The organism is uncultured Campylobacter sp. (genome assembly GCF_938045465.1).
Lineage (GTDB): Bacteria > Campylobacterota > Campylobacteria > Campylobacterales > Campylobacteraceae > Campylobacter_B.
In genome coordinates, this window is the sequence record NZ_CALIBF010000138.1 from 1 (window position 1) to 7,600 (window position 7,600).

Genomic DNA, 7,600 nt, shown 5'->3' on the forward strand with positions numbered 1-7,600 from the left:
CGAACGAAACCTACGTCGGCAGGCTCCGCAGGGACAATTTCGACGATAAAATTCTGCATCTTTGGTGCAGCGCCGATCAGATCCGCGTCGGAGCGGCTACGAACGCCGTGCGCATCGCGCTTCGCTGGATCGATATGCAGCAAGACAAGTAAGATAAATTTAGCAGAGTTGCCGAGACTTTGTGCGCGGATACGGTTGCGCGCGCGGTTTCGGCGCCGAGGTCTGGCGAATAAATTTGCAAATCAGCCTAGTTAAAATTTAACGCCGCGAGCTGAAATTTTGTGCCTTTAACCTGGCGCAAAATTTTAAAGACTCAAACGGACGCGACTAAATGGTGTAAATTTACGCGATTGCAAACGAACGTAAATTTAAACGAACACTTCGGCATAGAGCGGCTTTTAAATTTATACGTCCGCTTGCGGAGCAGCTAATCCTGAATTAAAATTTAAGGAAGAAATGAAAGCTATATTTGAAAAATTTTTGCTTTGCAGCAAATTTTTAACTCTCCTGCCGGTATTTTTTTGCATCGCGGCAGGCGCGGCGATATTTGTGATGGCAAGCTACGAAATCTGTTCGGCGCTCTATAAAATCGTAGAATTTTTCCTAGCCCCGCAGAGCGAGCGAGCGCTTTACATTGATATTTTAAGCGAGATAATAACGGCGATCGATCTGTATCTGGTCGCTATAGTGCTGCTAATCTTCGTATTTGGAATTTATGAGTTGTTTATCGACGAGTTTGTGGATCTAAATTTACAAGTTTTAAAGATCGCCTCGCTGGATGAGCTAAAGCACAAACTCGGCAGCGTCATCATAATGGTGCTGGTAGTGGATTTCTTTAAGCGAATTTTACACACCGATTTTACTACCCCTTTGGATATGCTTTTGCTCGCAGGGGCTATCTTTGCGGTTTGTTTAGCTTTGTATATTTTGAGTAAATTTAAAGGATAAAAATGGTTTTCATCGACGCATGCTTCGGCAAAGAGACCCCATACACGCCCATTTGGATGATGCGCCAGGCGGGGCGCTACCTGCCGCAATACATGGCGGTGCGCGAGAGGGCGGGCGATTTTTTGAGCTTGTGCCGCGACTACCGCGCCGCTAGCGAGGTAACAATCCAGCCCGTGGAGATTTTGGGCGTCGATGCGGCGATACTTTTTAGCGATATTTTGGTCGTGCCGATGCAGATGGGGATGGATCTGCGCTTCGAAGCGGGCGAAGGGCCGCGCTTTAGCAATCCGATCCGCTCTCAGGGCGATTTGGCGCGCCTTGATCCGCAAAAGGCCGCGGCGGAGCTCGGATACGTTTATGATACGATCTCGCTTACTCGCTCGCGCCTTGCCGCGGATAAAGCTCTTATCGGCTTTTGCGGCGCGCCGTGGACTATCGCTACCTATATGATCGAGGGCGGCAGCAGCAAAAATTACGCCGTTTGCAAAAGGATGCTCTACGAAAATCCGCAGCTTCTGCATGAAATTTTGCGCCTCGTTACGGAGGCGACGAAGCTTTATCTGGCGCGCCAGATCAGCTCGGGCGTCGATGCGGTGCAGATTTTCGATAGCTGGGCAGGCGCGCTGGAGCCGAGCGCATACGAGGAGTTCGGCTGGCGATACATCCTAGAAATCACGGAATTTTTAAAGGCGAAATTCCCGCATATCCCGCTCATCGTCTTTGCCAAGGGCACGGGCGCGCAGATGTCGCGGCTGAGCCGTATCGCGGAGCAGCGAGGCGAGGCGAGCTTTGACGTATGGGGCGTGGATTGGAGCACTCCGATTGAGCTTGCGCGCGAGCAGCTCGGGGACAAATTTGTGCTTCAGGGCAACCTGGAGCCGATGCGGCTATACGACCGCGGCGCGATAGAATCGGGCGTGCGCGATATTTTAGCGTCGATGAAGGGTGCCGCGCATATCTTTAATCTAGGACATGGAATTTTGCCCGACGTAAGCGTGCAAAACGCCAAATATCTGGTGGATCTGGTGCACGAGCTAAGCGCGCGCTAAAACCTTATTTTGCGAGAGCTCGCTTGCAGCGCGTCGTTGTAAATTTTATGGAGCCGTAATTTAAAATTTCATTCGCCTGGGTCGCTTGTTTTGCTTCTGTGCAATTTTTCCGCTGTCCATAAATTTTAAATTTCACGCCGCTAAAACAGCGTGCAGAAGACAAAGCTCTAAATTTTAAAATTTAGCCGCAGTTTGAAATTTTATGCCGAGCGAGGATCTGAAATTCTACGTGCTGTGTCCACGGCGGCGTAAAAATACCGCAAGCTTGCGAGTTTAAATTTAGCCCGCACATTAAATTTATGGCTCGCACGCCCTAAATTTAAGGATAAATTCAAAACTCTAAGCTTAAAATTTCGCCGTAGCGGGGCGGCGCGCGGAAGTGGAATTTCACATAAAAGTGGCGCCGAATTTTGGCGCGCGGAAGTTAAATTTCAAGGCATAAATTTGCTACGTAGAATTTTCAAAGCTCGATGCAAAGCGTTATTGGCGCGAGGCTTAAGATCGGTATAAATTTGCTACGTAGAATTTCAAAGCGGGATTTTCTAGCTAAATTTTTAAAAGCAAATTTCAGTAAAATTTCACGACGCGGAATTTCAAATTAAAATTTTGCAAATTAAAATTCCGTAAAGTAAAGTTTTAAAGCGAAATCTGCGCGCAAGCAAACCCCGCAAATCAAACCATGGAGCAAAAATGAGATATATTTTCGGGCCCGTCGCCTCGCGTAGGTTCGGGCGCAGCCTCGGCATCGATCTGAGCCCGCAGCGCAAGCAGTGCAACTTCAACTGCGTCTACTGCGAGCTGGGCGCGGGCAAGCCGGTAAGCGCGATGAGCGAGCCCTGTGAGATCGGCCCGGTCATCGCCGAGCTGAAAACCGCGCTGGCGGTGCATCCTAACATTGACGTCATTACGATCACGGCAAACGGCGAGCCTACGCTGCATCCGCGCTTTGCTGAGCTAGTGGATGCACTAAAAGCGCTGCGCCTGCCGCAGAAGCTACTCGTTTTATCAAACGGCTCACTCGTGCGCGAAAACAGCGCAGCCCTAATGAAACTTGATATCTGCAAATTTTCGCTAGATAGCGTGCTTGCGAGAAGCTTTCGCAAGGTGGACGGTCCGCACGCAGGCATTAGCGCCGAGGATATCGTAAGCGCGATCGCGGATTTTGCGCGCGAGTTTCGCGGCGAGCTTGATATCGAAATCCTAGTCGTGCGCGGCATCAACGATACGCAAGAGGACTTTGTGGCGCTGAATGCGGCTTTAGCTCGCATCAACCCGCACCGCGTCGATCTCGGTACGATCGATCGCCCGCCCGCATACCGCGTGCAGGGTGTGAGCGAAGCACAGCTGCACTATCTAGCCACTTTCATCGAAAATCAAAACGTAAATATAATCTCTGCGCCCAAATACGCAAGCGAGCGGCTGAGCTTTAGCGAGGATGAAATTTTGCGCACTCTCTCGCGCCGTCCGCAGCGCACGAGCGACGTGGAGGCGATGTTTGATGAAGCGAGCGCACAGCTTTTAAAGCGTTTGGTGGGTGCTGGCAAGGTCGTTTTTAAAGACGGTTTTTACGAGATCGCGAAAGGCTAGGGCGTTAAATTTTAAAAGCTCTTTCGCGGCGCAGCGCGGCAAAAAGCGGCTTGCATTTTGGCGTCGTCGCAGGCGATGCCCGCCGTACGCAAGCTAGAGGGCGGCGCAAAGACAGCGCGTTTAAATTTAATGCCGAAGCTGCGTTGCCATAGATAGAGCGCCTACCGCGCGAGCTAAAGGCAGTGCAATGCTAGCTAGCGTTAAATTTAGCGCCGAATTACGCCGCCGCAAAGATGCCGGCGCACCAGGTTTGGGAAGCGATCCTGACGCGCGGGGTGCTGATCTTTAAATAGGCTAAGCTGCGTTCAAAAGCGCCGTTAAATTATGAAATTTATACACACGGCGCAAAAATACAGACCCCAAGCGGCGCTTTTTGTGTGTCAGCGGATTATTGAAGCAGGCCTAATGGATAGCAAAAGCGGGCTTGGAGCCGCGGGAGATCGCGAATGCACGCCTTAAATTTAGCCTGCTTGCCGCGCTCGCTTGGAGTTTTTGCGCTTTAATCATCCGCACGCCGAATGTGCGCCTATTACGTGATACCTGCGTGCTAAAATACCTGCGATCGGATAGTGCATAAACGCCGTGAAATTTTATCGCATACTTCGGTTTTTAAATTTAGCCTGCAGAATTTGATTGTGCCGAAATTTTAGCGCGGATCGCGCTAAAAGCCCGCGCCACAAATCGCCGCGGCTGATAAAATTTAATTCGCGCCATTTTGTCGCGATAAAATTTTATGGAATTTTTTGAATGCTAGCCGTAAAATTTCAAATCGTTATGCGTCTTGCGGCGACGCTAAAATTTTTACGCGATAGAATTTTGCAGCGGAATTTTACGCCGCTCGGCGTATCCACTAGAGCGAGCTTTGGGCGATAAAATTTTACGGCGAAACTGTGGGCAAAATTTTAAATTCTAAGATGAAATTTCGCCCGCTAAGCCTACTGCGCGACCACTTTATCGATCCAGTCAAAAAGCTCCTCAAGATCGTAATCGCCGCCGTGTCCTTGTCCCCAAGGCACCGCAAAATCGACGTTCTTGCCCGCATTTTGCAAGCTAAGCGCCAAAATCGCGGGGATCGCAAGCGCCGTATCGCGATCGCTCGCGCCGTGGCGGATGCGGTAATGCTTCGCGCCGTTTTCGTTGCGCACGAAGCTCATCGCATCCATCATCTCTACGAGCTGGGCGCCTGCGATTAGCACCCCTTTGGCGGGGTCATTCATCGCGCTAAAATCCGTAAAATGCGCCGCGTTAAATTTAGCGCCGCCGAACAGCTCGTTTTCGGGATTTTCAAGCGCGAAGCCGTCGAATGCGGGCGGGGTCTTGGCGCGCGGCTTGGAGGTCGCGTAGCCCCAAAAGAGCATATGCGATTGCGACGCGTCGTCCTTAATCTTGGCGGCGAGGTATAGGGGCGCCTTTGTGCGCGGATTTTTCGCCGCAAAATTAGCAAATGAGGCCGATATGAGCCCGTTTATGTAATCTTTGAAGCTGCCGTCGCCGTTTTTATCCAGGCTTAGCGCGCGGCCGCCCCCATCCCTTAAGCTTAGCGAGTTCAGATAGGCAGGGAATTGCACCTTTAGCTCGTCTGAAATTTTAATCTGTGCTGCGTTTAGCTTGCCGCTTAGCACCTTGCGTGCAGGCTTTGCAGCGATTTGATTTGCGCCTTTTTTGGAATTTTTTTCAGCGCCGCTAGAATTTTCGCCGCGCTCGTTAAATCCCGCCGCATCAAGGCCGCTAAAATCCATCTTTTCATATTCGCTCTGCGCGCCGAACATCCACTCATACGCCGCGTCTGCGTGCTTTAGATTTGTGATCGGGCAGTATGCGGACGCCGCGTAAATTTTATCGCTCGCCTTTGCAGCGCCCAGCTCCTGCAGATACGACTCGTACGCAGCCTCGTCCCCGCTCGTGCCCAAAAGTGCCGAGAGCGCTCCGCCCGCGCTCGTGCCGTTTGAGATTATCTTGTTTGCGTCCCCGGGCATCGCCGCGTCGTTAAATTTCAGATACCGCACGGCCGCCTTTAGATCGACGATCGCTGCGGGCGCCTTGCCGATATAATCGCCGTTTGCGATCTTTAGCGTGCGTCCGCGCGCTGCGGGAGCGGCTACGACGTAACCGCGCGAAAGCGCCGTAGCGATCGCGTTTGGCTTGCCGCTTGCGTCTATTGTGACCTCGCCCGCTTCGCCGGGCATGTAGCCGCCCACGCCGTTTGGCAAAAATATCGGCGCGCTTACGGCGTCAAATTTGCCGCTCTTGCACTCCTCAAAATATTGCTGCGGGATGAAGATATTCATGCTCTGATAGTGCGCGCTTACGGGTTTTGCGACGTAGATTATGTTTTTGTAGGCGCGAAATTTTATCTTTTTGCCGCCTACGATCGCGCTTTCTTGCGTGAAATTTGCGGCGTTAAATTTCAAATCTTCTTGCGCGCTTTGCGCCGAAGCCTCGGCGTTTAGGCTTAGCGCGCCGTAAAGCATCGCAGCAGCGCCTAAGGTAAGGGATTTTTTACTCATTGAAGTATCTTTATATTTTATTAATATTGCCGTTTTTTAGCCCTTTAAGTAGCTTAGTGACAAAGCTAATTTTAGCAAAACTCGGCGAATACTTAAATCCGCTGCGCGCCTAAATTTTGAAATTTAAACGCAAAGGCATCTGCAAGTTGAAAGGAATTTTAAACTCGAAGTGTTATTTTAGTGGGCATTTGCGATCCGCCGGCGTAAATCCGGCTGCATTAAATTTCGCTCGTTAATTCATAAGCTTGAGCTGCGTTTCGAAGGCGGATTTGGGGTAGAGGCCGATGAGCTTTTTAACCGCTTTGCCGTTTTTATCGTAGATCACCGACGTGGGGGTGCCGAAAATGCCGCCTACGATGGATTCAAAGTATTTCACCGAGCTCGCGCCGCTGACGCTTGGGAATTTTATCCCCTTTTCGCGAGCGACCGCGGCGTCGGCTTCCAAGCCTTTACCGTCGCCTAGAATGCCGATGATCAGCGCGTCGCCGCTAGCTTGTAGCTCATTTAGCACGGGTACTTGGGCTTTGCATGCGCCGCAGCTGCTGGTGTAAAAAAACAGCACGAACGGCTTGTCGTTGCCCTCGATCTTTAGCGTGCGCTCGGAGGGGTCAAACTTGGAGGCGAGCGAGGCGCCGTCACTGCTTAGATGGTGCTTCCATCCGTCGCAACCTGCGAGTAGCAACGCAAACACGGCGGTAGCAACTTTTAAATTTAAAAATTTAATCATTTAAAATCCGCCTTCGGGCGCGCTAAACCGGCTTTTAAATCTGCGTTTGAAATTTTAAAATTTATGGCGCGATCTCTGCCGGAGTTTATATCGCTATCCGCGCCTAGGCGTATGTTGCGATCCGCGTCGAAATCTGTGCCCGTAGCGTTTCGGTTTTTAAAATTTAGACTTTTAAAATTTTTACCCACTCCGCTCGGTTTTGCGACGGCGCTTGATATTTCGAGGCAAAGGGCTTCGGCGGGACGTGCGCAGCAAAGAGCCGCACCTGCTCGCGCGAGCTTTGTGTGAACCCAAAAAGAGCGCGAGCAGGCGGTGAAATTTTTAAATTTTAACGTAGCTTTATTTTTCATCATGCGAGCTAAATTTTACGCACCGTCATTTTGCGCGCCCGAATTTTTACCACCTTGATTTTCGCCGCTTAAATTTTCAGCGCTCCGATCTTCGCCACCTAAATTTTGCGAGGCGGGATTTTGTTCGCTCGCAGCTTCGGCGCTAGAGCTTTGTGAGGCGCTTTTGTTTTGATTGCGATCTGAAATTTTATCCTGCGAGCCGAGATTGTGCTTCATCGTGCTTTGATCCAAAAGCTCTATTCGATCGAGCTTGCCGTGTCTTAGGCGCACCACTTTGTCGGCAAATTTGGACGAAAATTCCACTGCGAAATCTCTATAAAATTTTGCCATTAAATTACGAAACGAAATTCTACCTCGCAATTCCGCCGCTATTTCTTGGCGATTTTATAGTAGCCGTCTTTAAAAACGACCTTGTCAGCATCTATAAGGCGC

8 protein-coding genes and 1 pseudogene are annotated in these 7,600 nt (G+C 50.6%); 5 read left to right on the plus strand and 4 right to left on the minus strand.

The genetic code is table 11. The features are described from left to right. The 5 genes and pseudogenes from Q0413_RS06770 to Q0413_RS06790 all read left to right on the plus strand — a co-directional run. Nucleotides 1-152, plus strand: a pseudogene (locus Q0413_RS06770) (Asd/ArgC dimerization domain-containing protein); the annotation flags it as partial. Between the two features lie 304 nt (nt 153-456). Continuing rightward, nucleotides 457-948, plus strand: a complete 492-nt coding sequence (locus Q0413_RS06775) for a YqhA family protein (RefSeq protein WP_298988223.1) — start codon at nt 457-459, stop codon at nt 946-948. 2 nt (nt 949-950) lie between these two features. Beyond that, nucleotides 951-1,997 carry a uroporphyrinogen decarboxylase gene (gene hemE / locus Q0413_RS06780; protein WP_298988224.1) on the plus strand — a complete coding sequence of 349 codons (1,047 nt, stop codon included), beginning with the start codon at nt 951-953 and terminating at the stop codon, nt 1,995-1,997. A 690-nt stretch (nt 1,998-2,687) separates the two neighbouring features. Next, nucleotides 2,688-3,584, plus strand: a complete 897-nt coding sequence (locus tag Q0413_RS06785; protein ID WP_298988225.1) for a radical SAM protein — start codon at nt 2,688-2,690, stop codon at nt 3,582-3,584. 747 nt (nt 3,585-4,331) lie between these two features. Beyond that, nucleotides 4,332-4,457, plus strand: coding sequence for a hypothetical protein (locus Q0413_RS06790; RefSeq protein WP_298988226.1), 126 nt, complete (start codon nt 4,332-4,334; stop codon nt 4,455-4,457). Nucleotides 4,458-4,519: 62 nt separating this feature from the next. Here Q0413_RS06790 and Q0413_RS06795 read toward each other — a convergent pair whose 3' ends face one another. The 4 genes from Q0413_RS06795 to Q0413_RS06810 all read right to left on the minus strand — a co-directional run bounded on the left by Q0413_RS06795 (nt 4,520) and on the right by Q0413_RS06810 (nt 7,498). Continuing rightward, nucleotides 4,520-6,091: a subtype B tannase gene (locus Q0413_RS06795; protein WP_298988227.1), complete on the minus strand. Its 1,572-nt coding sequence runs from the start codon at nt 6,089-6,091 to the stop codon at nt 4,520-4,522. A gap of 232 nt (nt 6,092-6,323) precedes the next feature. Further along, nucleotides 6,324-6,818 (minus strand): TlpA disulfide reductase family protein, encoded by a 495-nt coding sequence (locus Q0413_RS06800; RefSeq protein ID WP_298988228.1) that lies wholly within the window; start codon nt 6,816-6,818, stop codon nt 6,324-6,326. Continuing rightward, the gene (locus Q0413_RS06805; protein ID WP_298988229.1) at nt 6,815-7,168 is read right to left on the minus strand and encodes a hypothetical protein; all 354 of its coding nucleotides are present in this window, start codon (nt 7,166-7,168) and stop codon (nt 6,815-6,817) included. Before Q0413_RS06805 ends, Q0413_RS06800 begins: the two co-directional genes overlap by 4 nt. A gap of 15 nt (nt 7,169-7,183) precedes the next feature. Then, nucleotides 7,184-7,498, minus strand: coding sequence for a hypothetical protein (locus tag Q0413_RS06810; protein ID WP_298988230.1), 315 nt, complete (start codon nt 7,496-7,498; stop codon nt 7,184-7,186). Between the last annotated feature and the right edge of the window lie 102 nt (nt 7,499-7,600).

Coding starts and splice junctions, on each gene's coding strand:
- Q0413_RS06775 (WP_298988223.1), top strand. CDS start 457: ATGAAAGCTATATTTGAAAAATTTTTGCTTTGCAGCAAATTTTTAACT.
- hemE (WP_298988224.1), top strand. CDS start 951: ATGGTTTTCATCGACGCATGCTTCGGCAAAGAGACCCCATACACGCCC.
- Q0413_RS06785 (WP_298988225.1), top strand. CDS start 2,688: ATGAGATATATTTTCGGGCCCGTCGCCTCGCGTAGGTTCGGGCGCAGC.
- Q0413_RS06790 (WP_298988226.1), top strand. CDS start 4,332: ATGCTAGCCGTAAAATTTCAAATCGTTATGCGTCTTGCGGCGACGCTA.
- Q0413_RS06795 (WP_298988227.1), bottom strand. CDS start 6,091: ATGAGTAAAAAATCCCTTACCTTAGGCGCTGCTGCGATGCTTTACGGC.
- Q0413_RS06800 (WP_298988228.1), bottom strand. CDS start 6,818: ATGATTAAATTTTTAAATTTAAAAGTTGCTACCGCCGTGTTTGCGTTG.
- Q0413_RS06805 (WP_298988229.1), bottom strand. CDS start 7,168: ATGAAAAATAAAGCTACGTTAAAATTTAAAAATTTCACCGCCTGCTCG.
- Q0413_RS06810 (WP_298988230.1), bottom strand. CDS start 7,498: ATGGCAAAATTTTATAGAGATTTCGCAGTGGAATTTTCGTCCAAATTT.